The organism is Pseudarthrobacter sp. 05T312 (assembly GCF_056396685.1).
The window spans coordinates 40,743-66,748 of the sequence record NZ_JBFTLY010000021.1; the positions used below are offsets into that span (position 1 = coordinate 40,743).

General features: G+C 67.4%; 27 protein-coding genes. 13 read left to right on the plus strand and 14 right to left on the minus strand.

Annotated features, from left to right (window positions below):
- The first annotated feature begins 51 nt into the window (after nucleotides 1-51).
- Entirely contained in the window at nucleotides 52-1,731 is a 1,680-nt protein-coding gene (locus AC1DIP_RS19300; RefSeq protein WP_477734732.1) for a GAF domain-containing sensor histidine kinase, read from the plus strand.
- Between the two features lie 12 nt (nucleotides 1,732-1,743).
- Here the strand turns inward: AC1DIP_RS19300 and AC1DIP_RS19305 are convergent, their stop codons facing one another.
- The 3 genes from AC1DIP_RS19305 to AC1DIP_RS19315 form a co-directional block, all read right to left on the minus strand.
- Nucleotides 1,744-2,430 carry a response regulator gene (locus AC1DIP_RS19305; protein WP_477734733.1) on the minus strand — a complete coding sequence of 229 codons (687 nt, stop codon included), beginning with the start codon at nucleotides 2,428-2,430 and terminating at the stop codon, nucleotides 1,744-1,746.
- A gap of 75 nt (nucleotides 2,431-2,505) precedes the next feature.
- A complete protein-coding gene (locus tag AC1DIP_RS19310; RefSeq protein ID WP_477734734.1) occupies nucleotides 2,506-2,844 on the minus strand; it encodes a hypothetical protein in 339 nt (112 codons plus the stop codon).
- A 22-nt stretch (nucleotides 2,845-2,866) separates the two neighbouring features.
- The gene (locus AC1DIP_RS19315) at nucleotides 2,867-3,403 is read right to left on the minus strand and encodes a hypothetical protein (protein WP_477734735.1); all 537 of its coding nucleotides are present in this window, start codon (nucleotides 3,401-3,403) and stop codon (nucleotides 2,867-2,869) included.
- Nucleotides 3,404-3,714: 311 nt separating this feature from the next.
- Between AC1DIP_RS19315 and AC1DIP_RS19320 the strand changes: the two genes are divergently transcribed.
- Complete coding sequence (locus tag AC1DIP_RS19320; RefSeq protein WP_477734736.1) at nucleotides 3,715-4,419, plus strand: hypothetical protein; 705 nt, start codon at nucleotides 3,715-3,717, stop codon at nucleotides 4,417-4,419.
- Here AC1DIP_RS19320 and AC1DIP_RS19325 read toward each other — a convergent pair.
- Genes AC1DIP_RS19325 through AC1DIP_RS19340 form a run of 4 tightly spaced genes read right to left on the minus strand, consistent with a single transcriptional unit; the run spans nucleotide 4,416 to nucleotide 7,987 of the window.
- A complete protein-coding gene (locus tag AC1DIP_RS19325) occupies nucleotides 4,416-5,498 on the minus strand; it encodes a tellurite resistance/C4-dicarboxylate transporter family protein (RefSeq protein ID WP_477734737.1) in 1,083 nt (360 codons plus the stop codon). The genes AC1DIP_RS19320 and AC1DIP_RS19325 overlap by 4 nt on opposite strands.
- Before the next feature lie 20 nt (nucleotides 5,499-5,518).
- The gene (locus AC1DIP_RS19330; protein WP_477734738.1) at nucleotides 5,519-6,304 is read right to left on the minus strand and encodes an alpha/beta fold hydrolase; all 786 of its coding nucleotides are present in this window, start codon (nucleotides 6,302-6,304) and stop codon (nucleotides 5,519-5,521) included.
- Between the two features lie 25 nt (nucleotides 6,305-6,329).
- On the minus strand, nucleotides 6,330-7,592 hold the full coding sequence (locus AC1DIP_RS19335) for a flavin-containing monooxygenase (protein ID WP_477734739.1): 1,263 nt from the start codon (nucleotides 7,590-7,592) through the stop codon (nucleotides 6,330-6,332).
- Nucleotides 7,593-7,594: 2 nt separating this feature from the next.
- On the minus strand, nucleotides 7,595-7,987 hold the full coding sequence (locus AC1DIP_RS19340; RefSeq protein WP_477734740.1) for a TfoX/Sxy family protein: 393 nt from the start codon (nucleotides 7,985-7,987) through the stop codon (nucleotides 7,595-7,597).
- Between the two features lie 236 nt (nucleotides 7,988-8,223).
- On the opposite strand from AC1DIP_RS19340, the gene AC1DIP_RS19345 reads away from it, so the two are divergent.
- From AC1DIP_RS19345 to AC1DIP_RS19370, 6 genes are all read left to right on the plus strand, one after another.
- Nucleotides 8,224-8,724 carry a hypothetical protein gene (locus tag AC1DIP_RS19345; protein WP_476209840.1) on the plus strand — a complete coding sequence of 167 codons (501 nt, stop codon included), beginning with the start codon at nucleotides 8,224-8,226 and terminating at the stop codon, nucleotides 8,722-8,724.
- Between the two features lie 10 nt (nucleotides 8,725-8,734).
- Nucleotides 8,735-9,961, plus strand: coding sequence for an Nramp family divalent metal transporter (locus tag AC1DIP_RS19350; protein WP_476209842.1), 1,227 nt, complete (start codon nucleotides 8,735-8,737; stop codon nucleotides 9,959-9,961).
- The gene (locus AC1DIP_RS19355; protein WP_476209844.1) at nucleotides 9,958-10,368 is read left to right on the plus strand and encodes a hypothetical protein; all 411 of its coding nucleotides are present in this window, start codon (nucleotides 9,958-9,960) and stop codon (nucleotides 10,366-10,368) included. The genes AC1DIP_RS19350 and AC1DIP_RS19355 overlap by 4 nt, the downstream gene beginning before the upstream one ends.
- Complete coding sequence (locus AC1DIP_RS19360) at nucleotides 10,355-10,702, plus strand: PRC-barrel domain-containing protein (RefSeq protein ID WP_476209845.1); 348 nt, start codon at nucleotides 10,355-10,357, stop codon at nucleotides 10,700-10,702. The genes AC1DIP_RS19355 and AC1DIP_RS19360 overlap by 14 nt, the downstream gene beginning before the upstream one ends.
- 201 nt (nucleotides 10,703-10,903) lie before the next feature.
- Entirely contained in the window at nucleotides 10,904-11,107 is a 204-nt protein-coding gene (locus AC1DIP_RS19365; protein ID WP_015936345.1) for a cold-shock protein, read from the plus strand.
- Nucleotides 11,108-11,499: 392 nt separating this feature from the next.
- Nucleotides 11,500-12,453 (plus strand): plastocyanin/azurin family copper-binding protein, encoded by a 954-nt coding sequence (locus tag AC1DIP_RS19370; protein WP_477734741.1) that lies wholly within the window; start codon nucleotides 11,500-11,502, stop codon nucleotides 12,451-12,453.
- A 78-nt stretch (nucleotides 12,454-12,531) separates the two neighbouring features.
- Here AC1DIP_RS19370 and AC1DIP_RS19375 read toward each other — a convergent pair whose 3' ends face one another.
- Both AC1DIP_RS19375 and AC1DIP_RS19380 read right to left on the minus strand, forming a co-directional pair.
- The gene (locus AC1DIP_RS19375; protein WP_477734742.1) at nucleotides 12,532-13,143 is read right to left on the minus strand and encodes a gluconokinase; all 612 of its coding nucleotides are present in this window, start codon (nucleotides 13,141-13,143) and stop codon (nucleotides 12,532-12,534) included.
- Nucleotides 13,143-14,549: a GntT/GntP/DsdX family permease gene (locus AC1DIP_RS19380; RefSeq protein ID WP_477734743.1), complete on the minus strand. Its 1,407-nt coding sequence runs from the start codon at nucleotides 14,547-14,549 to the stop codon at nucleotides 13,143-13,145. The genes AC1DIP_RS19375 and AC1DIP_RS19380 overlap by 1 nt, the downstream gene beginning before the upstream one ends.
- A gap of 257 nt (nucleotides 14,550-14,806) precedes the next feature.
- Between AC1DIP_RS19380 and AC1DIP_RS19385 the strand changes: the two genes are divergently transcribed.
- Nucleotides 14,807-15,634 carry an SDR family NAD(P)-dependent oxidoreductase gene (locus AC1DIP_RS19385; RefSeq protein ID WP_477734744.1) on the plus strand — a complete coding sequence of 276 codons (828 nt, stop codon included), beginning with the start codon at nucleotides 14,807-14,809 and terminating at the stop codon, nucleotides 15,632-15,634.
- Nucleotides 15,635-15,646: 12 nt separating this feature from the next.
- Here the strand turns inward: AC1DIP_RS19385 and AC1DIP_RS19390 are convergent, their stop codons facing one another.
- The 4 genes from AC1DIP_RS19390 to AC1DIP_RS19405 all read right to left on the minus strand — a co-directional run bounded on the left by AC1DIP_RS19390 (nucleotide 15,647) and on the right by AC1DIP_RS19405 (nucleotide 20,795).
- Nucleotides 15,647-16,297: a hypothetical protein gene (locus tag AC1DIP_RS19390; protein WP_477734745.1), complete on the minus strand. Its 651-nt coding sequence runs from the start codon at nucleotides 16,295-16,297 to the stop codon at nucleotides 15,647-15,649.
- A gap of 163 nt (nucleotides 16,298-16,460) precedes the next feature.
- Nucleotides 16,461-18,161, minus strand: a complete 1,701-nt coding sequence (locus tag AC1DIP_RS19395) for a phospholipase C (protein ID WP_477734746.1) — start codon at nucleotides 18,159-18,161, stop codon at nucleotides 16,461-16,463.
- A 72-nt stretch (nucleotides 18,162-18,233) separates the two neighbouring features.
- Complete coding sequence (locus AC1DIP_RS19400) at nucleotides 18,234-19,253, minus strand: DUF6454 family protein (RefSeq protein WP_477734747.1); 1,020 nt, start codon at nucleotides 19,251-19,253, stop codon at nucleotides 18,234-18,236.
- Nucleotides 19,254-19,382: 129 nt separating this feature from the next.
- Nucleotides 19,383-20,795 (minus strand): aminotransferase-like domain-containing protein, encoded by a 1,413-nt coding sequence (locus tag AC1DIP_RS19405; RefSeq protein WP_477734748.1) that lies wholly within the window; start codon nucleotides 20,793-20,795, stop codon nucleotides 19,383-19,385.
- Between AC1DIP_RS19405 and AC1DIP_RS19410 the strand changes: the two genes are divergently transcribed.
- Together AC1DIP_RS19410 and AC1DIP_RS19415 are read left to right on the plus strand one after the other, a co-directional pair.
- A complete protein-coding gene (locus AC1DIP_RS19410; RefSeq protein ID WP_477734749.1) occupies nucleotides 20,794-21,717 on the plus strand; it encodes a DMT family transporter in 924 nt (307 codons plus the stop codon). The two genes, AC1DIP_RS19405 and AC1DIP_RS19410, sit on opposite strands and share 2 nt — an antisense overlap.
- Nucleotides 21,718-21,734: 17 nt before the next feature.
- A complete protein-coding gene (locus tag AC1DIP_RS19415; protein WP_477734750.1) occupies nucleotides 21,735-22,355 on the plus strand; it encodes an FMN-binding negative transcriptional regulator in 621 nt (206 codons plus the stop codon).
- Between the two features lie 19 nt (nucleotides 22,356-22,374).
- Here the strand turns inward: AC1DIP_RS19415 and rlmC are convergent, their stop codons facing one another.
- Entirely contained in the window at nucleotides 22,375-23,502 is a 1,128-nt protein-coding gene (rlmC, locus tag AC1DIP_RS19420) for a 23S rRNA (uracil(747)-C(5))-methyltransferase RlmC (protein ID WP_476209863.1), read from the minus strand.
- Nucleotides 23,503-23,711: 209 nt separating this feature from the next.
- On the opposite strand from rlmC, the gene AC1DIP_RS19425 reads away from it, so the two are divergent.
- Both AC1DIP_RS19425 and AC1DIP_RS19430 read left to right on the plus strand, forming a co-directional pair.
- Entirely contained in the window at nucleotides 23,712-25,148 is a 1,437-nt protein-coding gene (locus tag AC1DIP_RS19425; protein WP_477734751.1) for an amino acid permease, read from the plus strand.
- A gap of 95 nt (nucleotides 25,149-25,243) precedes the next feature.
- Nucleotides 25,244-26,005, plus strand: coding sequence for an IclR family transcriptional regulator (locus AC1DIP_RS19430; RefSeq protein ID WP_477734752.1), 762 nt, complete (start codon nucleotides 25,244-25,246; stop codon nucleotides 26,003-26,005).
- The last annotated feature ends 1 nt before the right edge of the window (nucleotide 26,006 follow it).

Here is a 26,006-nt window from a genome sequence, read left to right on the forward strand (position 1 = left end):
CCGGGGTGAGGCAGCCCGCCGTGGATGCGTTCGATATCGGAGCGTTTTTACATGTGGCGTGAACCTATTAGGCGACGGACCCGGGAACTCCTGCGGGAGTTCGTAGAGCGGGCAGATGATCTTGTCCGGGCACAGGAACACGTAGAGGGGCTGCTCGGCGCAGTCGTCTCCATGACGGAGGACCTGAGCTTGGAGGCAGTTCTGGACCGGTTGGTGCAGTCTGCGTGCGAACTTGTCGGGGCGCGCTACGGGGCCCTGGGCGTCATCGGTGACGACCAGCAGCTGAGCCACTTCATCACTGTGGGCATCGATGAAGAAGGCGCCAGGGTGATCGGAGACCTGCCCACCGGCCACGGCGTGCTGGGCCAGCTGATCCGCGAACCCAAGCCTTTGCGGCTCCACGATCTGGGCGAACACCCCATCGCGGTGGGGTTTCCCCCCAACCACCCGCCCATGAGCACCTTCCTGGGCGTCCCGGTCCGGGTCCGTAACGAGGTCTTCGGGAACCTTTACCTGACGGAAAAGATCGGTGGCCAGGATTTCACGGGTGAGGACGAGGACCTGGCAGTTGCCCTGGCGGCCGCGGCCGGTGTGGCCATCCAGAACGCAAAGCTTTTTGATGACAGCAGGCGCCGCCAGCGCTGGCTGGAAGCGGGCATGGAAGTCAGCGACCGGCTGAAGGACCAGCCGCGCTCGGACACCGAGAACCTGGACATGATCGCAGAACGCGCCCTCAACGCATCTTCCTCGGTCCTGTCCCTGATCGCCTCGGTGGGGAAGGACGGAACCATCAGGTGCCGGACCTCGGTGGGTGCCCAGTCGATGCCCGGCGGCCAGGAACTGCCCGCCGCCGCCATCCTGTCCGAAGTGCTGGAGACGGGGGAGTCCAAGGTCCTGGCCGACCCGCTCCTGGTGTTCGATCCGACGTCGGCCGAGAAGCTGGGCCCGGTCCTGGTGGCCGCCCTGGGCAGCAACAGTGACGGCCACCGCGACAGCGTCCTGGTCCTGGCCCGGGCCGTTGGCGGCGCCCGCTATACGGACGTCGATGCTGAACAAAGCGCAGTGTTTGCCTCCCGGATCGGGCTGACCCTGGACCTGCTCAAGGCGAACCAGCTGCGCGAGGAGCACGCCCTGTTCATCGACCGGGAACGGATCGCGGCGGACCTGCACGACCTGGTGATCCAGCGGCTCTTCGCTGCCGGGCTGAGCATCCAGGGGCTGCGCCGCTACACCGCGGATCCGCAGGCCCACGAGCGGCGCATCGCCGGGATCACCGCGGAACTCGACGACTGCATCCACCAGCTCCGGGACACCATCTACTCCCTGCAGGCCCGTGAGCCTGATAGGGAACTGCTCAGCGGGCAGGTGCTGCGCGCCGTCCAGGAAGCCGCCAACGCGTCCGGATTCCTCCCCAGGATCCAGTTTTCCGGGCCGGTGGACGATGCGGTGGACGACGATGTCGCCGCACAGTTGCTCCCGGTACTCCACGAAAGCGTCAGCAACGCCGTCCGGCATTCGGGATCGGAGGACATCGCCATCCTGCTCGCCGTCCAGGATGGCGACGTGGTCCTCACGGTCCGCGACACCGGGCGCGGGTTCAAGGATCCCCAGCGGGTCAGCGGGCTGACCAACATGAGGAACCGGGCCGCCCGCCTGGGCGGTCAATGCATCATCGACAGCGTCCCCGGCAAAGGCACCAGCGTGACCTGGAGGGCGCCCGCTGCCGGCTGACCGGCGGCTTGGTCAGTGCAGCAGTTCCCACGCCCGGGGGATGGGCGCGGGTATCAGGTGGGCCCGCCGACGGAAGCCGAGCTTCTGGAGCACGGAGGAGACGCTGGCGGCGACGGCAGCCTCGGTCATGACCATCTCCTCCCCGATTTGGTGGTTGGTCAGCCCGCGCGCCATGAGGGCGAGCACGCTCCGCTCCGTCCGTGTCATGGCTTTGAGCCAGGGCGCGGAAGCGGTGGCATGGAGGCTTTCGGCCACCCGTTCCCTTACCCCCGGACCCATGGCCGGTATGCCGGCGGCGGTGATGCGGAGGCAGTTGATCAAAGAATCATGGTCTCCGATCCGCTTGAGCACATACCCTGACGCGCCCGCGAGAACCGCTGCGCGCACCGCGTGCTGTTCGTCCCAGCCGGTAAGGATCAGGCACTTCACGTCCGGGGCGGTTGCGCGCAGGTCACGGCACACCTCGATGCCCGTCCCATCCGGCAGCCTGTCATCGAGCACAACGATGTCCGGCTGCAGGATGTGGATCAGGCGGGCCGCCTCCGCAGCCGATCCGCTTTCGCCAACAACATCGAATCCGGCGTGCTCGAGCAGGTCGGCCAGGCCTCGGCGGACCATCTCGTGGTCATTGAGGATGAACACCCGGACGGGCATGACGGGGAACGCAGCCTCTCCAGGGGGTTCTGCAGGTGTGTTCATTAAGACGCTCTCATCGGTTCGATGCCCTCCCCGGCTGCCCTCTCCCCGCAGCCGCCCCTCCGGAAGGAACCACATTTATTCATCCAGCACTTGCGGCCACTCCATTCCCAGCGCTGTAAGGGTGGGTACCGGAGCCTCCCGGGGGATGCTGCAGACAGCGCAGATGGTGTTGTGTTCCGGACCGGTCACCCATTGATGGGACTCCTCCAGGCGGTACTCATACCGCCCGCCGAGCTCCTGGAGCCGGTTCAGTGCCACGCTGGCAGTTTCCCATGAACTCCAGCGGCCCACCAGCCCGCCGTTGTCCCTGGAAATGGCATTGCACCCGCCGTCGCCCAGCCCGGCCGCGGCGCCCAGGCCTGCCGCCGGGAAGCCGCCGCCGTACACTGCCCTGTATTCGTCCTCGGTTGCCATGGTCCTGACCACCCGTCCCGTCTCAGGCGGCTTTCTTTTGCGGTGTGAGGAATACCTCCAGCGCCTGGAGCGTGGCCACGGCATCATGGAACGCCGGGTTTCGGTGCGGATGCAGGCGCGCCAGCAGGCCGCCGTTGTACTGGAGGCGGCGCCGGGCGGTACTGACGGTGCGGACGGCGTGGTCAAGGTCGTCCGGGCGCCGTGGCAGGGCGATGTTCATGCACTGGATTGACGCAAGGGCAACGGCCAGGACATTGGCGTCGAGCTGCTGGCCGGCTGCCCGGTGGCCGCGCAACCGGGAGGCAAAACCGTCCCAAATGTCCCGTGCTGCCGTCCGCGCCACCTCTGTCCGGGCCTGGTTCGGCGGCAGTCCGTGGTCCAGGAAGCGCTGATAGAGCGAATCGAACCGCACGGCGAGCTCTTCAGCTTCCTTCCCGGCGTCACCGCCAGGAGCTGGCCCGGCGATGAAATTGGAAGGGTGGAGGAGCATCGCGCGCCGGCGGGCAGCTTCCGCCTGCCGCAATCGGGCGGGACGGAACGTGAGGATGTCAGCGGACATGCCGGTCCTTTCAAAATCCAGCCGGCCGGATGCGGCTGCGCACCGGCGGGCATCCCGTGGATGCCTCCGGCGGAAAGTCACTGGGGGTTCGGGCCGCTCCGGCCCCGCACAGTGGGGACCCGGATGCTGCCCCCACCAGAATGCCAAGCATCCCCAGGCGGCTATAGGGCTGAAGGTCCCGTCATCGCCGGGACTCCCGCTACCGATCACGGCGGACGGGGGCTTAGTGCCCTGTTGTGGGCTTTGGAGCCGCCCTAGCCTGAAATAGGCAGCGCGGTGCACGGCCGCCTGCCGGAACCGGGAGGCACACGGTGAAATCTGCAAACACAAGCGTCATTGCGGGCGTGATCCTCATTGCCCTGGGCGTGCTGTTGCTCCTTGACCGGCTGGGCGTCATGGACACCGCCGCATTCACGGCACCGCTGATCTTCGCAGCCGTGGGGGTTCTGTTCCTGTCCCTGTTCGTCCGCCGCCGGGAAAACTGGTGGGCGGCCATCCCCGGGTCCGTGTTCCTTGGCCTGGCAGCAGTAGTCACCGCCACCCAGCTCACAGGGGGTGCCTGGGGCGCTGCTTTCCTGTTCCTTTCCATGGCAGCCGGATTCGCGGCCGTCTACGTGCGCGAACGCAGCAACTGGTGGGCCCTGATCCCTTCCGGCGTCATGTTAACGCTGGCGCTCATCGTGGCCCTCCCGCCGCAACTGCAGGGCACGCCCACCGCCGCCATCCTCTTCCTGGGCCTGGCCGCCACTTTCGGGGTGCTGTCAGTGGTCCCGGTCCACACCGCGGACGAGGCCGGCGGCCACGCCGACCGGATGAGATGGCCGCTGATCCCGGCCGGCATCCTCGCCGTCATGGGCCTGATCTTCATCCTCCAGGCGACGGCGCTGCTCATCCCGGTGGACGTTGCCTTCCCCGCGGTGATGATCCTCGCTGGGCTCGCCCTCATGGTCTACGCCTACCTCGCCCACCGCGACGGACGGCAGAAGGCCCACGGCCCGGGAACGCGGGCAGGTTAACGGCCGGCCCCGCGGACAACCGGCGCAAGCAGCGTGGCCCACAGGTGCCAGAGCATGGCGGCGAGGGTGGCCAGGAAGGCCGCAACTGCCAGCCACAATTCGGCGCGGCCGATCGCCGCCACCAGGGGCAGCTGGTCCGCGCGGCCAAGGTAGATCCCGGCCACGGCATACATGCCCAGGGGGAAGATGACGCTCCACAGGCCCGGCTCGTAGGACAACGGCACCCGGTGGACCATATGGCGCCACCACCCCGCCGCAAGGAGCACGGGGAAAAGCCAGGAGGCAAACGACCAGAACACCACCGAAGCCCCGGCCACCAGCCCCCGCGTTGCGTCCACCATGGGTGCGCCCGCCATCTCCACGATCCGGGCGCCTGCCAGGACGCTGATGGCCATGGCGCCCATGGCCACGAAGTACTGCGGGCGCAGGTCCTCCGGCCGGATGGGGTAGGTCATGAGCCGCAGCGAGACAAAGATCCCCACGGCCGCGTAGAGGATCAGTCCCACGGACCAGGCGACGACGGCGACGAGCGCCAGGGCGGCCCGCCAGTCCGGCCCGGCAAGAGGCTCGATCGACGCTGCGGCAACCGCCACGGACTGGCTGGCCACGCACCAGATAAACCAGGAACCGTTCGCATCCTTGACCACGGGCCGCTCTGACCGGCCAAGCACCGCAGTCCAGGGCACGACGTAGCCGAGCACCACCCAGGCCAGCACGGCGACGGCAAGCAGGACCGCCGTCGTGCCCTGCCATCCCGCCATGCCAAGCCGCGCCCCCAGTACGTTTGTTCCGGCGATGAAGGTGAAGAATCCGAAGGCCCGCCCGGGATCCATGAAGTCAGTACGCATGTCGGCGGCGAACTTTGCCAGGCGGAGCAGGCTGAGGGCGAGGATCAGGACGTAGGAGAGCGCGCAGACCACCAGGAGCGCCACGGAAAGCGCGTGGAAGCCCTCGAGTTCGAGGCCCACGGAGATGATCCCGCTGGCCATCGTGAGGGCGAAGTAGCCGGGCGTCAGCGTCCGTACTGCCTCGCCGGCGCGGGAGCCCAGGGAATCCGGGGCATCCGTGGCTGTGTCCATGGCACCCAGCTTAGGCTGGCTCAGGGCGCACCGGTGCGGCGTTCCACCTGCGCCTCCGCCCGGTCCCAGTGCGCCCGCAGCAGCGCGGCGACCCGCCCGGGTTCCGCACGGTGCGGGGGATCGAAGTGGTGCCGCCCGGGAAACACCTCCAGCCGGTAATCGGCGAAGACGCGGGACAGGCGGCCGGCGTTGTCCCCCTGCTCATCCGGGCTGCTCATGCCGCCCAGTACGAAGAGCACCGGCTTGTCGAAGGCAGCCAGACGGCCGCGGTCCAGGTCATACGTTTCGAACGCGTGCAGGAAGGCGCTGATGCCGCCCGGCCTCTTGGCCATCCACGGCGGTGGCGGGCCGGGCGGCGGAGGCGGCAGGACGGCGTCGGGCTTCACCTGCAGCCGCATGAAGGACGCCATGAACTCCTCCGGCGGCAGGGCAGCCAGTTCCCCGTACCGGTGCCACAGCCGCGTGTGCTCCGGGCTCCAGTCCCAGGTGCCGGCCCAGGCCGGCTCCAGCAGGGCCACGCTCAGCAGGCGTTCCGGGTGCCGGGCAGTGAGCGCCAGGGCCGCTGCGCCGCCGCCGGAATAGCCCAGCAGGTGGAAGCTGTCCCAGCCGCGGGCGTCGGCCTCGCGGAGCATGCCGTCCCCTTCGGTGTCCAGGCTCCAACCAGGCGGTGGCGCGTCATCCTGGTAGAGCTCCAGGTCCTTGGCCAGGGCATCAGCGCTTTCCCCCAGGGCTCCCAGCAGCGCGCCATAGGCGGGACCGGCGGGCAGCACGCTGCCGGGCAGCAGGATCACGCGGTACGGTTCCACGGCAAAGACCTCCAGGGGCGGCGCGTCAGCCGCGCGCCGCCAGATGTTCGGATACGTGCTCGGCGTCCGGACCCACGCCCACCAGGGTGGCGGAGATGTGCCGCGTCAGCCAGGGGAGTCCGACGGCGTAGACGCCCGGGTGCTCAGTGACGCCCTTGGCGTGGCGGGGGTAGCCCCACTCATCCAGGAGGGGAAGGTCCAGCATGGCGAAGTCCAGGCCATAGCCGGTGCACCAAATGACGGAGGTGATCCCTTCCGCAGCCAGGTCCAGGCGGGCGCCGGTGTCCGCAGGCAGCCAGGGGTCCTCCTCCGGGACGTCGGCCTCCGGCGCGTCCAGCCCGGCCGCCCTGATGTAAGCGTCGGACAGCATCCCGAGCCGCTGCCGGAACCCGGCTTCCACCAGGGCCAGGCGCTGGGGGAGGTCGTCGGTGAACACCAGCGCGCCCGCGTCCACTCCCTCAAAGCGGCCGTGCAGCCTGACTCCGCGGCGCCCCAATCCCCGCAGGTGCACGCTGTGGCCGCCCCCGTTGCCGGACAGGAGCGGGTTGCACATGAACCGCCCGGCCGGGGAAGGCAGTCCATGCACCTGGAGCGCGTTGATTCCGTACTCCGGTCCGTGGATGTTCACCGCCATGATCCAGCGGAAAATGTCCTGGCCGCGGTACCGCCGGGGCGCCTCGGGACACGAGGAAACTGACAGGTGCACGGTCCGCCCGGCGTCGAGCAGATCCTCGGTGATCTGGCCACCGGACTGCCCCGTCCCCACCACCAGCACCGCCCCGTCCGGCAGTTGGGCGGGGTTGCGGTACTCATGGCTGTGCATTTGGAGGACGGCGGGGGAGATGCCGACGGCGGCCGGCATGCGCGGGCGCTGGAACGCACCGCTGGCCAGGACAACGTTGCGGGCGGACCAGCTGCCTTGGCCCGTCTCCACGGTGAAGCCGGTATCCGTGGGCGAAATCCTGGTGACTTCCGTGCGCAGCTGCACCGGGGCGTTGATGTGCTGCGCGTAGCGGCGGAAGAAATCGATGGTGGCATCCCGGGAAATGAAGCCGTCCGGTTCGGTCCCGTCGTAGGACTTTCCAGGCGCCGTGACCGAGAAATTGGGGGTGTTCAGGTAGAAGGAGTCCCACCGGTCCTGCCAGGCCCCGCCCAGGGCGTCCCTCCGTTCGAGGACCACGTGCTCGACGCCGCGCTGCGCCAGCCAGTAGCTGGTGGCCAGGCCCGCCTGGCCGGCGCCCACCACCACGGTGTGGGTCGCCTCGCGGGAGGCAGCGGGGGCGGACACGGTCAGCCGGCTGTCCGGGGTGCCCGTGCCTTCGGCGCCTTGGGCTCCTTGGCCGGCAGGGAGCCGACGTACGCCAGAGCCTTCTCGGCCCATGCCCGCGCCCGGGTGTCGTCGCCGTCGCCCTCTTCATTCCACACCTCGGGCAGGCCGGTGTACCCGCCCATGGGCCTCTCCGCGGGTCCAAACGGCATGGTGCGTTCGGAGGACTCCAGCAGTTCCTTGTCCTCGCGGGAGAGCTTCACGCCAATGGTGGACCCGAACAGCCCGGCGAACATGTTGCCGTTGACGAACGCTCCCAGGTTGCCGAACATGGGTTTGACCACCACCCCGGGGTGGTCGGGGACCACGCGGCGGAACCGCTCTTTTTCTTCCTCGGTCGCCTTGGGCATCTCCATGGCTTTGCCTCCCGTTGGCAGGGTTTGTCCGCAGGATCTGGATGCAGGATATGCCCGTTTGGCGGTGGGGTCGAGGGGCCGTTGCCGGAGGCCACTTCCCGGGAACAAATCCCGCTTTGAGCAGGTCAAACTTCCCCGGCCGGTGCTATACCTGACCATAGGCAACTAATTGCGGCTGCCTCGCGAAAAGGGCGGATTCCGAGGACCCGGGATTTCCCGGAAGGTTGGAGGCAACGGTGCTGGCAACTCCAGCTCCGGGGCCGGCAGGACGCAACACGCGGCCGGGCCGGACATACCTGGGTTCCCTGGCCCTTGCCACGCCCGCCGTCCTGGCGGTGGCCCTCCTCACCGGCTGCAGCGGCGGCACCAGCCAGTCGGTGTCCACAGCCGTCAAGGACAGTTCCTCTGCCGTCGCCACCGCCCGGATCGCGCTCCGCCAGGACATGGACGGCAAGCTGGCCCGTGCCGCCACCTCCACCACGCTCGATGACGAGCTCAAGGAACTCCAGTCCAGCCGAAGCACCGTCCTGAAGCTCTCCCCGGCCACCGCGGAGGACCGCGAAACCCAGAAGCAGGCACTGGACGTACTGGACCAGTGCGCCGCGGGCTTTGCCACGGCGCGCGCGGCTTTGGCAGCGGGCGACGGCGGCACCCCCTCCGTGTCCGACGGGGACAAGGCGCTCGCCGGCGCGCAGGACGCCCTCAAGCAACTCGAAGGCAAGGTGGGGTCACCATGAAGGCTGAACCGTGAAGCGGCTCCTCGGCGTCGCACTCGGGGTCCTCACCGCCATCGGCGGCTTTGTGGACATCGGGGACCTGGTGACCAACGCCGTCGTCGGATCCCGATTTGGCCTGTCCCTGGTGTGGGTGGTGGCCGTCGGCGTCGTAGGGATCTGCCTGTTCGCCAACATGTCCGGCCGGGTGGCTGCGGCCTCCGGCCGGGCCACCTTTGAAGTGATCCGCGAACGGCTGGGCGCGCGGGCCGGGCTGGCCAACTTGGCGGCGTCCTTCCTGATCAACCTGATGACCGTGACCGCGGAGATCGGCGGCGTAGCCCTGGCCCTGCAGCTGGCCAGCAGCGTGTACTACCTGCTGTGGATTCCTGTGGCGGCGCTGGCCGTGTGGCTGGTGGTCTGGCGCGTCCGGTTCACCGTCATGGAGAACGTCACGGGCCTGCTGGGGCTGACCTTGGTCATCTTTGCCGTGGCACTGTTCCTGCTGAAGCCGGACTGGGGCTCGCTGGCAGGGCAGCTGTCGCCCGCCGTGCCGGCGCAGGAAACGGTGTGGACCTACAGCTACTACGCCATCGCCCTGTTCGGCGCGGCCATGACCCCGTATGAGGTCTTCTTCTTCTCCTCCGGCGCTGTGGAGGAGGGGTGGACGGTGAAGGACCTGCTCCAGGAGAGGATCAACGTCCTCATCGGATTCCCGCTGGGTGGCCTGCTGTCCGTCTCCATCGCCGCGTGCGCCGCCGTCGTCCTGCTGCCCGCCGGCATTTCGGTGACGTCGCTGTCCCAGGTGATCCTGCCTGTGGCCGAGGGCGCGGGGAAGGTCGGCCTGGCGCTGGTCCTGGTGGGGATCGTGGCGGCGACTTTCGGCGCAGCCCTGGAAACCACCCTCTCCAGCGGCTACACCCTGGCCCAGTTCTTCGGCTGGTCCTGGGGCAAGTTCCGCCGTCCAGCCGAGGCCGCCCGCTTCCACCTGTCCATGATCGTGTGCCTGCTGGTGGGCATCGCGGTTCTGGCTACCGGCGTGGATCCGGTCCTGGTGACCGAGTACTCGGTGGTGTTTTCCGCGATCGCGCTGCCCCTTACCTACCTGCCCATCCTCATTGTGGCCAACGACCCCCAGTACATGCGCGAGCACGTGAACGGGCGGGTGGTCAACGGGCTGGGCATGGTCTACCTGGTGATCATCCTGGTGGCCTCCATCGCCGCCATCCCCCTCATGATCGTGACAGGAGCCGGCTCATGACATCGTCGCACGACCCGCTGCCTCCCGCCCCGAAAGTGGCCGGGCGCGTCCTGGACGCCCAGCTGCACCTGCTGGACCGGCAGGTTCTGGACCACAACGGCGTTCCGGTCACCACCGTCGACGACCTTGAACTGAGCGGCCCAGCGGTGGATGAGGCCATCGAGCCCGGGACGGCCGCGCCTGTCCTTAAGTCGCTGCTGACCGGGCCGGTTCTGGGTACACGCATTTTCGGCGGCAGGCCGCCGTCGTCCCGGCTGATCCGCATCCCGTGGAAAGACATAGCGGAGGTGGGCGTGGTGCTGCGGCTTGGCATCAGCGGGGAGCCGCTGGATGCGAGCTGGGTGGAGCGGTGGGTCCGGGACAAGATCATTGCGCGCATTCCGGGAGGCCGCCATGATCCTCGGTGACCTGCTGGGCACCCCCGTCCTGGACGCCGACGGCGGGAGGCTGGGCCGGGTGGCAGACGTCCGGTTCGTCCTGGACGGCACCCCGCACCAGCTGATGGCGGAGCCGCGCCTGCTTGGGCTGGTCATCGGCCCGCACAGCACGGCCTCCTTCATGGGCTACGACCGGAACGGCCTCATGCGGCCCCGGCTGGTGGCCCAGATCCTCCGCTGGCGTCACCGCGGGTCATTCCTGGTGCTGTGGGAAGACATCGCCATGGTGGGCCCGCGATCGGTGCGGCTCCGGCCCGGGTACACCCGTTACAGCCCTGCGCTGCAGGGCGCGACGGAGGCGTGAGCCGGGCCCGGCAGGCATGCAATTAGGCGAGCGTCAAATCTCCTGTAGTGTAGGACCTGTTGTTGTGTTTATGCAGTTGGTAGTTCAGGCAGTACGCGCGGTCGAAAGTCCGTGTTCTTCTGAAGTAGCGGTTTTTGAACACCCCACGCCGGAGGGCCCGAAAGTCGGGACGTTCCCTCCACCTTCACGAAGGACAAAATAATGGCTACTGGTACCGTCAAATGGTTTAACGCTGAAAAGGGCTTCGGCTTCATCTCCCCGGACGACTCCTCGCAGGACGTTTTCGCGCACTACTCCGCGATCAACTCCTCCGGCTTCCGCTCCCTCGAAGAGAACCAGAAGGTTTCCTTCGACACCGAGCAGGGCCCCAAGGGTCCCCAGGCCACCAACATCCAGGCTCTCTAATTTCCTAGGGATCCGGGACCGTTAGGTTTCCAAGCAGGGCTTGCCGTTCAACGGCGGGCCCTGCTTTTCTTTTGCGCGACGGCCAGGATCTGGGAAATATTTCCTCCTCGACAAAGGACGGTTGAAGGAGCATTCTGTAATGTGCGTACGTACGCAGCGTGCCAATCCCACGCCCACGGCGGCGTTTGGAAATCTCCAATGACGCGGCACCAGATGGGGTGGTGCATGTCCGGCACGTAAGTCGGCCGGCACCAGCTGCCCGCGCTCCCCGGCATCGGCAGCCGGCACCTTCACTCCGAAAACAGCGGCCCGTCTGGCCAGTTGTCCACTGCGTTGGACTGGCTGCAGCTGCTTATCGCCTCTGGCCGATGGCAGTTCGAGAAAGCATCGCTATGAAGCACACTCGGGGAATAACTCGAAGATTCAACAAACTGTCGTTTATCGTTGCATTCGCTGTTGCACTGCTCGCTTCACTGGGGCTTGCCGGCCCGGCCGCGGCCGGTGACTGGGGGCACCGGACCTGGCACGTGCAGGTGGGTTCTGAATCCCACGACCAGGAGATCCAGGGGATGGCATTCCTTCCCTCGGAAATCTTCATCAATGAGCGGGACACCATTATGTGGCACGCAAACTCCGCGGAGATCCATACGGTGACCTTCCTGGCGTCGGGTCAGCCGCTGCAGGATTTCAATCCGTTCGATCCCAATGAGTTGGGACCGGTCGGTGAAACTTCCTACGACGGGAAGAATTACTTCAACTCGGGCATCATGGCCAACGTGGACGTGCCGGGCTTCAAAAGTGTTCGGAGCTACAGCCTGACGTTCCCGCATGAGGGCGATTTCACCTACTACTGCCTGGTGCACGGCAAGATGATGAAGGGAACCGTCCATGTGCGCGAGCAGGGCACGGATTATCCCTACAACCAGGGTGACTACAACAGGCAGGCACGGGACGAGGCGCGGTCCATCATCCGCGATGGGCAGCAACTCGACGCCTCGCTGGCCGAACAAGCCAGCAACCATCAGGTCATGGCGGGCGGTGACGACGGCGTGGCGATGGTCATGCGCTTCGTGCAGCCAAGCGTGACGGTACATGTTGGTGAAAAGGTGAACTTCGTCAATAACGGTATGGGTGCTCCACACACCGTGACCTTCGGCAACGAACCGGCGAATATTTTCGCTCCGTCCGGCGACCCGTGGCATTTCTCGGGCGGCGACCTCAGCTCGGGAATTATTCCCCCACAGGGGTCATTCGAAGTGACGTTTAAGGCAACCGGAACCTTCAAGTACATCTGCGCGCTCCATGACTACATGGGCATGGTGGGCGAGGTGCACGTCGTCAATTAATGAAACAGGTTCCGTGCCCGGCTGGAGCGTTTGCCCCAGCCGGGCACGGTGGCGTTACAGCCTGCCGGGCGGAGAAGCCTATGCGCCGGCAGGGTCCTCTGGCTGGCCTGCGACGGAGGACGTACCCGGGTGGGGGTGCCCCAGTGCGGATGAACCGGAAGCCGGGGAGAGCCCCAGCCGCCTGACCACCTCTGCGGCCTCCTCCGCGGGGGTCCGCCCCACGTCCACCACGATGGTGTTCTCATCCGGTCCCGGCGGTTCGAGGGTGGCGATCTGCGAATCAAGCAGGGACGGGGGCATGTAGTGGTCCATCCGCGCCGTCAGCCGGCGGCCGATCTGTTCCTTGGAACCTGACAGGTGCACGAAGACGACGTTCTTCTCGCGAAGCCGGTCCCGGTAGGTCTTCTTCAGCGCCGAGCAGGTAATGATCCCGGGGATCCCTGCCATGGTGTGTTCGATGATCCACGAGGCAATCGTGTCCAGCCACGGCCAACGGTCCTCGTCGGTCAAGGGAATGCCGGACGCCATCTTTTCCACGTTTTCGGCCGGGTGCAGGTCGTCGCCTTCCTCCAGGTCCCAGCCGAGCTGGCCGGCCAGGATTCCTGCCACCGTGGACTTACCGGAGCCCGACACGCCCATGACGACCAGGACCGGCTGCTGGACGGACTCGGGGGTCTGTGCGGCATCCATCAAGGGATCACCAGGGACAGGATCATGACCAGGGCGAATCCGACCACGGAGATGAGGGTTTCCATGACGGACCAGGTCTTGAAGGTCTGGCCAACAGTCAGGCCGAAGAGTTCCTTGACCAGCCAGAAACCAGCATCGTTCACGTGGGAGAGGAACAGGGAACCGGCGCCCACAGCGAGGACGAGCAGGCCTGCATGCCCGGGGGAGAGGCTGGCCGCCAGCGGCGCCACGATGCCCGCCGCCGTCACGGTTGCCACGGTGGCTGACCCGGTTGCGAGCCGGATGGCGACCGCGATGAGGAAGCCCAGGACCAGGACGGAGATATTGGCTCCGGTGGCCCATTTGGCAACCGCATCGCCCACTCCGGCCCCGATGAGGGTCTGCTTGAAGCCGCCGCCTGCGCCCACGATCAGGATCACGGCTGCGATGGGCCCAACGGAGGCGCCGATCTTGGCGCCGATTTTGGTGCCGGTGAAGCCGACCGCGTAGCCGAACGTCACCAGGGCCAGCAGGACCGCCAGGGTCATGGCAACCAGCGGTTCACCGATGAAGTCAAAGAAGACGCGTGCAGCGCTCGGGTTCTTGGCGTTGGGGTCGACGATGTCCACCACGGCCTTGAGGAGCATCAGCACCACAGGGAAGACGATAGTCAGCAGGGTGATGAGGAACGTGGGCTGGCGCTTGGCGTCAGGATCGGCCTGGGTGTGTTCGGTATCGATACCGCCGGCTACCTTCGGGGCATCCACGGGGACCCAGCGCGCAGCGTAGATGGCGAACAGCGGGCCGCAGATGATGACCGTGGGAATGGCGATCAGGAGCCCGAGTGCCAGGGTGATGCCCAACGGGGCGTTCAGGCTGGAGATGGCTACGAGGGGACCGGGGTGCGGCGGGACCAGGCCGTGCAGGACGGAGAGGCCGGCGAGGGCCGGGATGGCTACGCGCATCAGCTTCCGGCCCGACCGCTGGGCCACCAGGACGATGACGGGCAGCAGCAGCACGAGGCCGATCTCGAAGAACATCGGCAAACCGATGATGACGGCGACCAGGGCCATGGCCCAGGGGAGGACCTTCGGGGAGACCTTGCCGAGCAGGGTGTCCACGACGCGGTTGGCGCCGCCGGAATCTGCCAACAGTTTGCCCAGCATGGCGCCGAGCGCGATCAGCAGGCCAACTTCCTTCAGCGTGCCCCCCACGCCGTCTTCGAAGTTGCTGATGACCTTCCCCAGTTCAACCCCGGAGGCGAGGCCGACGAACGCCGATCCGAGGACCAGCGACAGGAAGGGATGGAGCTTGAGTTTGACGATCAGGAATACGATCAGCGCAATGCCGATGGCGGCGACCACGACCAGTTGGGTGTCGTGTCCGTTCCACGGCTCTGTGGCGGCGGGAAGGAGAAGGGATTGCATGTTGCTTCCTCGATATGGGGTAGGGCAGCCAACGAAACTGGTGGCCGCCGCAATAAGTATGACGTATGACACCCCAAAAGTGAATAAGTAGGACATTTCGTCTTTGTGCCGGTGCGCCGGCGTGCCCTCCCCGCCCTTTCCGGACGCAGGCGCGCGGGCACCGGAGGCTACTGTCCGGGAACACTCGCCGTCCCGCCGTCGTTATCCCCCTTGGCGTGCCATACCGGCGCGCCGCCTGCCGACCAAAGGACACCCCCGTGACTGCTCCCCGCACCATCGTGATTACCGGCGCCAGCGACGGCATCGGAGCCGCAGCCGCGCGGACGCTTGCCAAGGCGGGGGAACAGGTGGTCGTGGTGGGGCGTTCCGCTGGGAAAACCCGCGCCCTGGCCGGGGACATCGGCGCCGACTACTACCTGGCCGATTTCGCCCAGCTGTCGCAGGTCCGGGACCTTGCGGCGAAAATCAAGGAAAAGTACCCGCGCATCGACGTCCTGGCAAACAACGCCGGCGGGATCATGGGCAAGCGGACGCTCACTGTGGACGGCAACGAATCGACGTTCCAGGTCAACCACCTGGCACCGTTCCTGCTGACCACCCTCCTCATGGACACCCTCACTGCCAGCAACGCCAAGGTGATCAACACGTCCAGCGCCGCCAACAACTTCGGCAAACTCGACCTCTTCGACCTCAACGCCGAGTACGGCTACAGCACCAACCGCGCCTACGGTACGGGCAAGCTCGCCAACATCCTGTTCACTTCCGAACTGCACCGCCGTTTCCATGACCAGGGAATCACGACGGCGGCATTCCACCCGGGCGTGGTCCGCACCAACTTCGCAGCGGAGTCCGGGAGCCCGTGGCGGCACGCCTACACGACCTTGCTGAACCGCTTCATGCTCAGCCCGGACCAGGGTGCCGACACCATGCTCTGGCTCATCAACGGCACCGCAGGAACGGACTGGATCTCCGGCGCCTACTACGCCAAGCGCGCCCTGGCCAAGGCCTCCGCCCAGGCCTACGACGCCGAACTGGCGCGGGGCCTGTGGGAGAAGAGCGAAGAGTTGGTCAAAGTCTCCGCCTGAGCCGCTGCGGTCCTACCGCTCGCAGCCCACGCCATCGTGGTCCGCGTCCAGGCCGTAGATGTCACGGCCAATGACCTGGACGGGGCCGCGCACGTACGCCGGCCCGTTGCCGCTGCCACCGGCGCAGTCCACATCGGAAGCGATTGGCACGCACCCTGAGTAGTTCGGGTCGCAGCCCGGATTCGTCCCCGGCACCGGCTGCGCCGCCGGTGCGGGAGGCGCAGCGGCCTTGGCGGCCGCTTCCGCTGCCGCCTTTACAGCGGCCGCATCCTGCGCCGCCTTCGTTTCGGCGGCTTGCCGGGCTGCAGCCTCCGCCGCGGCCTTGTCCGCGACAGCCCTGTCCGCTGCATCCTTGTCCGCTGCAGCTTTTTCAGCAGCAGCCTTCTCTGCCGCAGCTTTCGCCGCGGCCGCCTGATCGGCTGCGGCCTTGTCGGCTGCGGCCTTGTCTGCGGCCGCTTTCGCGGCAGGAGTCGCCGCTGCTGATTCGCTGGCGGGGGCGGCGGCAATGGACAGTGACGCCTGGGTTGAGCAACCGGTCAGCAGGAGGACGACGGCGGCCGCGGCCCCCGCGCGCAATATCGCCTGCCAGGGCCCCGACGCGGCAGGCGTCCCGTCCCTGCGGTACGCGCGGGAAGGCAAGGGAAAGTCTCGGTTGGCAGGCATGCGTCCCCCAATGGCGTGTGCTGGATGCGGATGGCACGGCCAGCGTAGCTTCGCCTGCTGGCGGAGAACGGATTAAGCGCAAATCTTGAGCCACTAAAGAAAGAAGCGCTGCCCGGCTCCTGCCGGGCAGCGCTCCCGCCGTGACTGCTGTGGGAGGGTTATGTCATTGCCCTGCGGGGTGCCCGTTGTGGGTGATGGAGGCGACGGCACCGGTCTGTTCGTTGAGCAGGACCTTGTCGTTGCGTTCGTGGTGGAAGTTGAACATTGCTTCCACTGACCCGGCGGTCGCATCGGCGGAGGAGTCGCCGATCTGGCCGGTGTGCCAGTTGTCCTCGATGAACTTCAGGATCGAGGCTTGGTCGGTTTCGGTGTGGTCCACGAAGTTCTTCTTCGCGAACGGGGAGATGACCACCAGCGGCTGGCGGGGGCCGGGTCCGCAACGGTCTGCGTAGCCGCCGGCCACGGGGACGCCGTTCGCTGCGGCGTTCTGGCACCATGCGGCGTCGTCTGTGCCGGCAGAGGCGTTCTTGGGCTGCGCGGCGGCGTGGTCGTACCAGCCGTCGGAGTCGTCATAGGCGAGGACGACGGCGGTGTTGTCCCAGTTCCTGGACTGCTGGATCTGGTTGACGGTTTTGGCGATGAAGTTCTGCTCGTCGACCGGATCCGAGTAGGCGGCATGGCCGTCCTGGAATTCCGAGGCCTTGAGGAAGGACACGGCAGGCATGTTGTCGCTGTCCACCACCTTGCTGAAGTCGGTCAGGTCGTACTGGTGGTTGGCCTGGCCGTCGTGCCCGATCTCCGCGTCCGATGCCGGCGCCAGGTGGTGCGGGTTGGCGGTGGACGCGTAGTACTGGAAGGGCTGGTGGTGCGGGGAGTAGTCAACCACGGAGGCGCCGGCGGCGTTGGTGTGGCTGGCAAGGCATGATGCCGGGGTGCTGCCGGCAGCAGCGGTAGTGGGGGCGAAGCCGCCCTGGAACCAACCCCAGGAGGTGCCCTGGGCGTTGAGCAGGTCGCCGATGTTCCGTTCGGTCATGCCCGCAAGGTTGTTGGCCTTGGCGTGGCTGTTGTTGGAGCAGTCATCGTAGACCGGGTCCGGGTCATTGATGACCGTTCCCACGCCGTTGGCATCGGGCTGGCGGACCGCGCTGCTTCCCGTGGCCGGCGTGGCAACGGGCTGGCCGGTGGCAGTGAATTCCTTGGCGCCGTGGGTCTGGCCGGAGATCAGGTTCAGCGCGCCGGGGGTGGACGGGCCGAAAACGGTGCTGAAATGGTTGTCGCTCATGGCGTAGTTCTGGGCGTAGTTCCAGATGCCCGTGACCGTGTTCCCATCGTAGTAGTCCATGGTCAGGCCGGGCCGGCCGTACTGGTTGGTGCCGCAGGCGTCGCGGCTGGTGAACTGGACGAACTTGTCCATCAGGCCGCCGTTGTAGGCGTTCTGCTCGGCCTTGTAGCCGTGGTCCTGGTCGCAGGTGACGGCCTGCATCGGGGAGAGCCGTGCCGGTTGGACGGAGTTGGGGTTGTTCGGCGCCAGCAGGCCGGCGCCGGCCAGGGTATTGATGTCCTTGGGAGTGTCCACGGAAGCGGTGAAGGAGGCGGCGGGGGATCCTGAACCCTGCAGCGTCTCGCCCGGGGTGTTTGCCGCCTTGGGGTAGGTAGCGAAGTAGTGGTCGAACGACACGTTTTCCTGGAAGAGGACAACCACGTGCTTGATCGGAGTGGCCGTGGCGTCCTGCGTTCCGGCGGCGGTGGCCGGGACGGCGCTGACGCCGACCAGGCCGGCCGTCACTGCCGAAGCAGCCAGCACGGCCGCGCCGGTGGCCGCAGCGACTCTTTTTCTGGTGAATCTTGGTGCCGTATAAGGCATGGGGTATCCAATCGTTCCTGCTCAGGGGAGCACCTGCCGCCGGACGGGGCAGGTGCAGGGAGGGCTCTGCTGCTACTTGGCCGGGGTGACGTCGGCCTCGTAGGTGAGGATCTCGGTGCCGTTGCCTTCATCGCCGTTGTCCGGGGCCACCGTCATGCTGACGTGGTTGCCGTCGGCGGTCATTTTGAACGGGTTGCGGGTGGCTGCGTGCCCTGCGGTGGACCACTGCTGGAAGGGGACTTCGCGGGTCACGGCGTGGGACTTGAGGTCGATCATTGCCATGCCGCCCAGTTCATAGGTGGCTGCCGTGCCGCCGGCGGAGGGAGTCTGGGGGAGGTTGGTCACTCCGCCGCAGAGCATCTTCGCATTGGGCACGTACTGGCAGTCCTGGTAGTCAATGAAATAGTTCGGGTTCTCCCAGGTGGCGAGTTCCTTGCCCTGGAGGTCCCACTCGGCAAACCGCCGGGAACCCCAGGTGTTGCCCACCAGGTGTCCGGTCTGCTTGTCCAAGGCAATGCCGCCGAAGTGGTCCTTGACCTCGAACTGCTTGTGCACGTCCAGGGTCTGTGCATCAACCTTGTAGATGATGGCGCTGCTGTCCGGCCGGTACTGGGCCACGGGAACCCAGACGTTGGTCCCGTCGAAGTCGATGCCACCGGGGTGGTACATGTCGCCCTCACCCAAGGTGATGTCTTTTTGCAGGTTGCCGGCCTTGTCCATGACGAACAGGTGGCCGATGCCCTTGCCGGGCGTGCGGTCGTACCCGCCCTGCGGAGTGGGGTACTTGGCGGTGGGTTCGAGGATCTGCACGGCCGAGAGGAAGATGTGGTCCTGGCTGTAGGCGATTCCCTCGGTGTGGTACGTCGGGAAGTTCAGTTTCAGCTTGGACGTCTGCTGCCAGGCGGTGTTGCGGCTGACGGCGTCGAACGCGTTGGCCAGTTCCGTGGTGGTTTCATGGTGGATTCCGTCGGCGGGGCTGCTGCCCTGCTCCGGGACATTGGCCTGCGCTGCGGCAGTGCCGGCGGCCGCGCAGGCGGCAACTATCAACGACGCAGCCAGGGTCAGGGCGCGCCGGTTTGGTGTGGAGCTCATGGAGGGGGCCTCTTAAGGTTGGGGTCTCAACAGGAGCTCTCAAGTTACTAATGGGTAGTGAACCGGGAATGGCGGCCCGGTGAACGACTGCCGGCGCCCCGCTGACCGGTTGGCGCAGGGGGCCGGTCCCTAGCCGCTGTTCCGGGCCAGGGCCTCGCCGATGATCCGGGCGCCTTCGGGATAGGCGCCCGGATTCGGGCCGGAGTAGTTGAGGCGGATGAACGCTCCGGCGGGCTCGGCCGGAAACCACTCGGTGCCGGCGGCGATGATCACACCGGCGTCCTCGCAGTCACGCGCCAGCCGGGGAAGGTCGGTGGTGTCCGGGAGGCGCACCCACAGGTTGAGCCCGCCTTTGGGCAGGTTGTCGATGTGGGCCTGCGGGATGTGTTCCCGGATGCTGGCGGCCAGCAGGTCGCGGCGGGACTGGAGCTGCTGGCGGAGGCTCCGCAGGTGGGTCTGCCACCCTGGTTGCGTTACCACGTCCAGTGCCGCCGCCTGCAGCAACCCGCTGACATACATGGACTCGGCGGCGCGGTGGCCCAGGATGCGTTCGCGCGCGGGCCCGCGCACGATCACGGCGGCGATTCGGATGGCCGTGGACACGCTCTTGGTCAAGGACCGGATGTAGACCACGTGGCCGGAATCATCGCGCGTGGCCAGCGGAAGGGGGTTTGACGTGATGCCGAAGTCGTGGGCCCAGTCGTCCTCCACCAGGAACGCCCCGTGCCTGCGGGCAACGTCAAGGATCTCGTCGCCACGGCCCGCCGCCCACTGCGCGCCGGTGGGGTTGGAATAGTTGGGCTGTACGTAGAACGCCCGCGCTCCGGTCTCCGTGAAGGCGCGGTCAACGTCGGCAGGGTCCGGGCCGTCCCGCCCCGTGGGCACAGGGACCAGCCGCACCCCGGTCTGGGCGGCGGCGAGGATGGCACCCCAGTACGACGGCGATTCGATGAGCAGCGGCTGCCCGGCGCCCACCAGGGCCCGGAAGATGGAACTGAGTCCGCTCTGGCTGCCCGGCAGCACGATCACCTCACTGGGCGTCGGGGGCGTGGTCCCCACCGGGGTTGCGGAGCCGAGCTCCTGGGCGAACCACTGCTGCAGTTCCGGCATGCCGGCGGCAGGTGGCCGGGACAGGGCCGCGTCGCCGCGGGCGGCCCGGGCCAGCGCGGACCGGACCAGCCGCTCCGGCAACAGCTCCCGGTCCGGGTAGCCGGAGTGGAACCAGATGGCGTCGGCGGGGACGTTCCGCATGGTGTTCGACGACGGCGGCAGCGGAGATGAGGGGGACCGCAGGGCCGCGGTCTGCCAGCCGTAGTCCGACGGGCGGGCGGTGCGGACGGCACGGACAAACGTCCCGACGCCGGGGCGGCTTTCGATCAGTCCCTGCGAGGCCAGCGCCTGGAGGGCTTTCTGGACTGTCACCGGGCTGGCCTGGTACTCGGCCACCAGCGAGCGGGTGGAGGGCAGCCTGGCTCCCGGCGCCGCTCCCGCAACCCACTGCCGGAGTGCCGCCACGATCCGCGAACTGCTATCGTTGTTCATGAAAGAACATAGTAGCGCTACTGTGCTGGTGGGCCGAGTGATACTGCCCCGGCGGTCCTCCGGGATCTGGTGGGGCCTGGTGGGTGTCGCGGCCTTCTCCTTCACCGTTCCCTTCACCAAGGTGGCCGTCGCCGGCCTGCCGCCGTTGTTCATCGGTTCCGGCCGTGCAGTGGTGGCCGCCGTCCTTGCCGCCGCAGCACTCGTGATCACCCGGCAGCGGCTGCCGCGCCCACGCGCCTGGCTGCGCCTTGCCCTCGTGGCCGGCGGCGTCGTCGCGGGCTTTCCGCTGCTCACGTCCTATGCACTTACCGCCATGCCCGCCGGGCACAGCGCCGTGGTGATTGCCCTCCTGCCCGCCGCCACGGCCACCGCCGCGGTCCTCAGGACGGGGGAGCGGCCACCGGCGCCCTTCTGGGCCGTCACGGTGCTTGGCTCCCTGGCGGCCATCTCCTTCGCCTTCCTGCAGTCGGGCGGTATCGGCCACCTTCACTGGGCGGACCTCCTGCTGCTCGGCGCCGTGGCGTGCGCCGCCGTCGGATATGCGGAGGGAGGCCTGCTGGCCAGGGAACTCGGCTCGTGGCAGACCATTGCCTGGGCACTGGTCCTTGCCGCGCCGGCCATGCTGGTCCTGGCCGCGGCATCCGTCCAGGACCAGCCGCCGTCGGCCACTCCAGTCCAGTGGGCGGCGTTCGGCTACCTTGCCGTGGTGAGCATGTTCCTTGGCTTCTTCGCCTGGTACCGGGGGCTGGCCATCGGCCCCATGGCACAGGTGAGCCAGGTCCAGCTGCTCCAGCCCGTCCTGAGTATCTGCTGGGCCGCACTCCTGCTCGGCGAGGCACTGACGTGGACCACCGCCATCGGCGCCCTTGCCGTCATCCTCTGCGCCGGCGCTGCGGTCCGCTCCCGGATCAAGACCCCCTGACCCCCGAAAGGACTCCCGTGTACATTCCCGCCCATTTCGCCGCCGAACCCGACGCCGTCCGGAATCTCCTGGCCCATCCCGGCGCCGCCAACCTGGTGACCATGACCGACGCCGGCCTGCTGGCAACGCTGCTGCCCGTCGCCTTCAATCCGGGCGTGGGGGAGCACGGCGCCCTCCAGGCGCACATGGCCCGGAACAACCCGCAGTGGTCCACCACGCCAGCCGGTGAAGCGCTGGCCATTATCCAGGGCCCCGATAACTACGTCTCACCGTCGTGGTACGCCTCAAAAGCCGAACACGGCCGGGTGGTCCCCACTTGGAACTACAGCACGGCACATGTTTACGGCGAACTGGTGGTCCATGACGACGCCGGCTGGCTGGCCCGGCATGTCCGGCACCTGACCGGCCTGCATGAGGGTGGCCGGGCGGATCCGTGGGCCGTGGACGACGCCCCGGAAAAGTTCATCGCCGGGCAGCTGCGCGCGATTGTGGGTGTGGAACTGGTGATCACCCGGATCGAGGCGAAGGAGAAACTGAGCCAGAACCGCTCCGCCGCCGACGCCGCGGGGGTGGCGGCCGGCCTCCGGTCGATCGGGCGGGAAGCCGGCGCGGCCGCCGTCGAACGCGTCCGCACTTGAACCCCGGGAACCGGCGGCGCTAGGCCGTCCGTTCCAGCAGCACCATCACTTCGTAGTGCGTGGTCTGCGGGAACATGTCCAGCACCCGGGCCCGCCGGGCAGTAAAGGACGGGAGCGCGGCCAGGTCGCGGGCCAGCGACTGGGCGTTGCAGCTGGAGTACACCACGTGCTGCACGTCAGAGGTTTCCAGCCAGCCGCACAGCTCCTTGCCGATGCCGCGCCGGGGCGGGTTCACGATCACCAGCTCCGGCGACTGCTCCGCCGCGAGGGCGAACGCGGTGGCGTCCCCGGCCTGGAAGTCCATGCCCGCGAGGCCGGCCTCGTCACTGCTGAGCCGCGCCGAGACGATGGCCTCGCTGCTGGCTTCAATGCCGGTGACCGTGCGGGACGGGTCGGCGCTGTGGAGGGCGAAGCCGCCCACACCGCAGTACAGGTCCCACACCGAGGCCGGCGCCAGTTCGTTGACCCACTCCCGCCCCTGCCGGTACAGGGCCGCGGCCATGGCGGTGTTGGTCTGGAAGAAGCTCTGCGGGCGGAGGTGCAGGTTGATGTCATTGACCCGCATCTCCAGGGTGGACTGCTCCGTCAGCAGGATCTCGCGGTCGCCTTCGAGCACCGCCTTGTGCTCCGGAAGCAGGTTGACGGAGACCACCTTGACCTGCGGCAGGTCGGCCAGGAGATCGGGGAGGTGCTTCCGGATGCGCGGCAGGGTCTGCTCGGAGCGGAGGACCAGGCGGAGCATGATCTCACCTGCCGGGGATTCGGTGATGATGACGTGCTTGAGTTCCCCGGTCCGTTTCGGGACGTTGTACGGCGTCAGGCGGAGGCGGCGGATGTAGGTGGCCAACACCGGGAAGACGGCGCGCAGGCCCGGGGAGCAGACACCGCATTTGCGCAGGTCCACGCCGTGGCCGTCGGCGTCGAGGATGCCGATGGTGGGGTTCTGTGCCGTCCCGCCGATCACCATCTTGGCCTTGTTGCGGAAGCCGGACTCCTGGCTGGCCACGGGCTCCAGCCACTCCAGGTCCGTGTGTCCGGCAAGGAGGGTCTGGCAGTGCAGGTGCTTGCCGGCCAGCTGTTCGCCGTACGGCCTGCCCATTTGGGTGCAGGAGCGGCAGGTGCCGGCATCAAAGTAGGAACAGCGCATGACTGGTCAAGTTTACCCGGTCGCCTTCCCGGCCACGACGGGAAGGCACCGCGACGTCGCCCGGCCAAGTGCCGCCGTCGTACCTTCGATCCCCGACGCAGCCGTAATGCCGTGCAATATGAACATGCTTCCATGCTTTTGATGCTGCTAAATTCGGCGGCCGTGCTACTTTCGGCACTGACACCGTGCTTTTCTTCGTTTGGAGACCCGTGGAACCCACACCCCCGCTTGCCCTCGATCCCCGGCCCGCAGCGCCGCAGCCCGTGGAGTCGTCCCTGCGGCGTTCCATGGGCCCGCGCCATCTGGTCATGATCGCCATGGGCGGGGTGATCGGCTCCGGCCTCTTCGTCAGCTCGGGGTACACCATCTCCCAGGCAGGGCCGCTTGGTGCCGTCATCGCGTACCTGGTGGGTGCCTTCGTGGTGTACCTGGTGATGGCATGCCTGGGCGAACTGGCCATCGCCTATCCCGTGTCCGGCGCCTTCCACATCTATGCAGCCCGCTCCATCGGGCCGGCTACGGGGTTCGCCACCGCCTGGCTGTACTGGCTGTGCTGGGCCGTGGCCATCGGCTCCGAGTTCACCGCGTCCGGGCTCCTCATGCAGCGCTGGTTCCCGGACGTTGAGGTGTGGGTCTGGTGCCTGGTCTTTGCCGCCATCCTCTTTGGTTTCAACGCCGTCTCCTCCCGGTTCTTCGGCGAGGCCGAGTTCTGGTTCGCCATCGTGAAGGTGGCGGCCATCATCGGGCTGATCGTCCTGGGCGGGGCGGCGCTGTTCGGCTTCCACCCGCTCAGCAGCGGCGGAAACCACCCATTCCTGCTCCAGAACTTCGCCACGGAATCGGGCCTCTTCCCCAACGGATTCACCGGCATTTTGGTCACGGTCCTGGCCGTCTTCTATGCCTTCTCCGGGTCGGAACTGATCGGCGTCGCCGCCGGGGAAACCAAGGACCCTGCAACCGCCATTCCCAAGGCCATGCGCACCACCGTGATCCGGCTGCTGATCTTCTTCGTGGGCGCTATTACCGTTATCGCCGCCACCATCCCCTACATGGAGGTGGGGCTGGACGAGAGCCCGTTCGTTACTGTCTTCTCCGCCATCGGCGTGCCGTTCGCTGCGGACATCATGAACTTCGTCATCATCACGGCCCTGCTGTGCGCCGGAAACAGCGGCCTCTACTCCTGCGCCCGGATGCTGTATTCACTCGCGGACGAAGGGCAGGCACCACGCGCCCTGAAGAAGCTGAACCGCCGCGGCATTCCCATGGTGGCCCTCTACGTGAGCATGGTGGGCGGCCTCGCTTCCCTGCTCAGCAGCGTGGTGGCCCCTGAAACCGTCTACCTGGTCCTCGTCTCGGTGGCAGGCTTCGCCGTGGTGGGTGTCTGGATGTCCATCGCCGCGTCGCACTACTTCCACCGCCGCGCCTTCATTCGCGACGGCGGCGACGTCTCCACCCTTGCCTACCGGGCGCCCTTGTTCCCGCTGGTCCCCATCCTCGCGTTCTCCCTTTGCGTGATCTCCCTGGTCGGCATTGCGCTCGACCCGGCCCAGGCGGCGGCGCTCTACTTCGGCATTCCCTTCGTCGCGGCCTGCTACGCCTACTTCCACTTCCGGCACGGACGCAGCGCAGCGCGGGCAGTCCGGTAAGCGGGGCACGGACGACGACGGCAGCGCCCTGGGTGGAACAAGCAGCGCCCGTGGAACAATGGGGCCGTTGTCGGCAGCCGGGAGGGCAGGAAAGCGTGGAATCAACCGCCGAGGCATCCTCGATGGCGCAGGGACTGCGGATCCTGCGGCACGTGGTGGAGCGGGAAAAGCGGGGGCAGGCGCCGCTGGGCGTTTCGCAGCTCGCCGCGGAGCTTGGCATGGAGCAAAGCCGGGTGTCCCGCCTGGCCCAGGAGCTGTGCGGCCTGGACCTGCTGGAGCGCTTTGACCGCGGGCCGTTCCGGACAGGCCCCCGCTTCTTCAGCCTGGCCGCCGCCCTGAATACGGGCTGGGTCCGGGAGGCGAAGCCGCTGCTTGAGGAGCTGGTCGCCGGGCTGGGAGTGCGAGCACGGCTTTCGGTCCGCGACGGCTACCGGGTCATCCTGCTTCGCGCCTCGAGCAATGAAGCCGTGCCCGGCAGTTTCGTGGTGCCCGGCATGGTCACGCCCGTCTGGTGCACCGGCGCCGGGAGGGCCCTGCTGTGGGACTTTGACCGGTCCGCCCTGGCGGAACTGCTCGCGGACGTGAATTACATCGGCATCGGCGGACCCGGCGCTGCCCACACCACCGACGGTATCTGGGATCTCATGGAGCGGGACCGCGCTGCCGGGTTCATCGCAGCCGATGAGGAGTTTGAGCACGGGGTGGTGGAGCTTGCCGTGCCCGTGCGGGATGCCGGCGGTTCCATCCTGGGGGCGCTCAGCGTGCTGGGCAGCCGGGGAGAGTTCGGGGCGGATCTGGGTGCGGCGGCAGCCGTCCTTTCGTCCTCCGCGACGCGCCTCGGTGCACCCGGAACCTGAT

What these genes read in the sequence shown, in the direction of transcription:
- AC1DIP_RS19300 (WP_477734732.1), top strand. Translation starts at nt 52, where the DNA reads ATGTGGCGTGAACCTATTAGGCGACGGACCCGGGAACTCCTGCGGGAG.
- AC1DIP_RS19305 (WP_477734733.1), bottom strand. Translation starts at nt 2,430, where the DNA reads ATGAACACACCTGCAGAACCCCCTGGAGAGGCTGCGTTCCCCGTCATG.
- AC1DIP_RS19310 (WP_477734734.1), bottom strand. Translation starts at nt 2,844, where the DNA reads ATGGCAACCGAGGACGAATACAGGGCAGTGTACGGCGGCGGCTTCCCG.
- AC1DIP_RS19315 (WP_477734735.1), bottom strand. Translation starts at nt 3,403, where the DNA reads ATGTCCGCTGACATCCTCACGTTCCGTCCCGCCCGATTGCGGCAGGCG.
- AC1DIP_RS19325 (WP_477734737.1), bottom strand. Translation starts at nt 5,498, where the DNA reads ATGGACACAGCCACGGATGCCCCGGATTCCCTGGGCTCCCGCGCCGGC.
- AC1DIP_RS19340 (WP_477734740.1), bottom strand. Translation starts at nt 7,987, where the DNA reads ATGGAGATGCCCAAGGCGACCGAGGAAGAAAAAGAGCGGTTCCGCCGC.
- AC1DIP_RS19355 (WP_476209844.1), top strand. Translation starts at nt 9,958, where the DNA reads ATGACATCGTCGCACGACCCGCTGCCTCCCGCCCCGAAAGTGGCCGGG.
- AC1DIP_RS19360 (WP_476209845.1), top strand. Translation starts at nt 10,355, where the DNA reads ATGATCCTCGGTGACCTGCTGGGCACCCCCGTCCTGGACGCCGACGGC.
- AC1DIP_RS19365 (WP_015936345.1), top strand. Translation starts at nt 10,904, where the DNA reads ATGGCTACTGGTACCGTCAAATGGTTTAACGCTGAAAAGGGCTTCGGC.
- AC1DIP_RS19370 (WP_477734741.1), top strand. Translation starts at nt 11,500, where the DNA reads ATGAAGCACACTCGGGGAATAACTCGAAGATTCAACAAACTGTCGTTT.
- AC1DIP_RS19375 (WP_477734742.1), bottom strand. Translation starts at nt 13,143, where the DNA reads ATGGATGCCGCACAGACCCCCGAGTCCGTCCAGCAGCCGGTCCTGGTC.
- AC1DIP_RS19380 (WP_477734743.1), bottom strand. Translation starts at nt 14,549, where the DNA reads ATGCAATCCCTTCTCCTTCCCGCCGCCACAGAGCCGTGGAACGGACAC.
- AC1DIP_RS19390 (WP_477734745.1), bottom strand. Translation starts at nt 16,297, where the DNA reads ATGCCTGCCAACCGAGACTTTCCCTTGCCTTCCCGCGCGTACCGCAGG.
- AC1DIP_RS19395 (WP_477734746.1), bottom strand. Translation starts at nt 18,161, where the DNA reads ATGCCTTATACGGCACCAAGATTCACCAGAAAAAGAGTCGCTGCGGCC.
- AC1DIP_RS19400 (WP_477734747.1), bottom strand. Translation starts at nt 19,253, where the DNA reads ATGAGCTCCACACCAAACCGGCGCGCCCTGACCCTGGCTGCGTCGTTG.
- AC1DIP_RS19410 (WP_477734749.1), top strand. Translation starts at nt 20,794, where the DNA reads ATGAAAGAACATAGTAGCGCTACTGTGCTGGTGGGCCGAGTGATACTG.
- AC1DIP_RS19405 (WP_477734748.1), bottom strand. Translation starts at nt 20,795, where the DNA reads ATGAACAACGATAGCAGTTCGCGGATCGTGGCGGCACTCCGGCAGTGG.
- rlmC (WP_476209863.1), bottom strand. Translation starts at nt 23,502, where the DNA reads ATGCGCTGTTCCTACTTTGATGCCGGCACCTGCCGCTCCTGCACCCAA.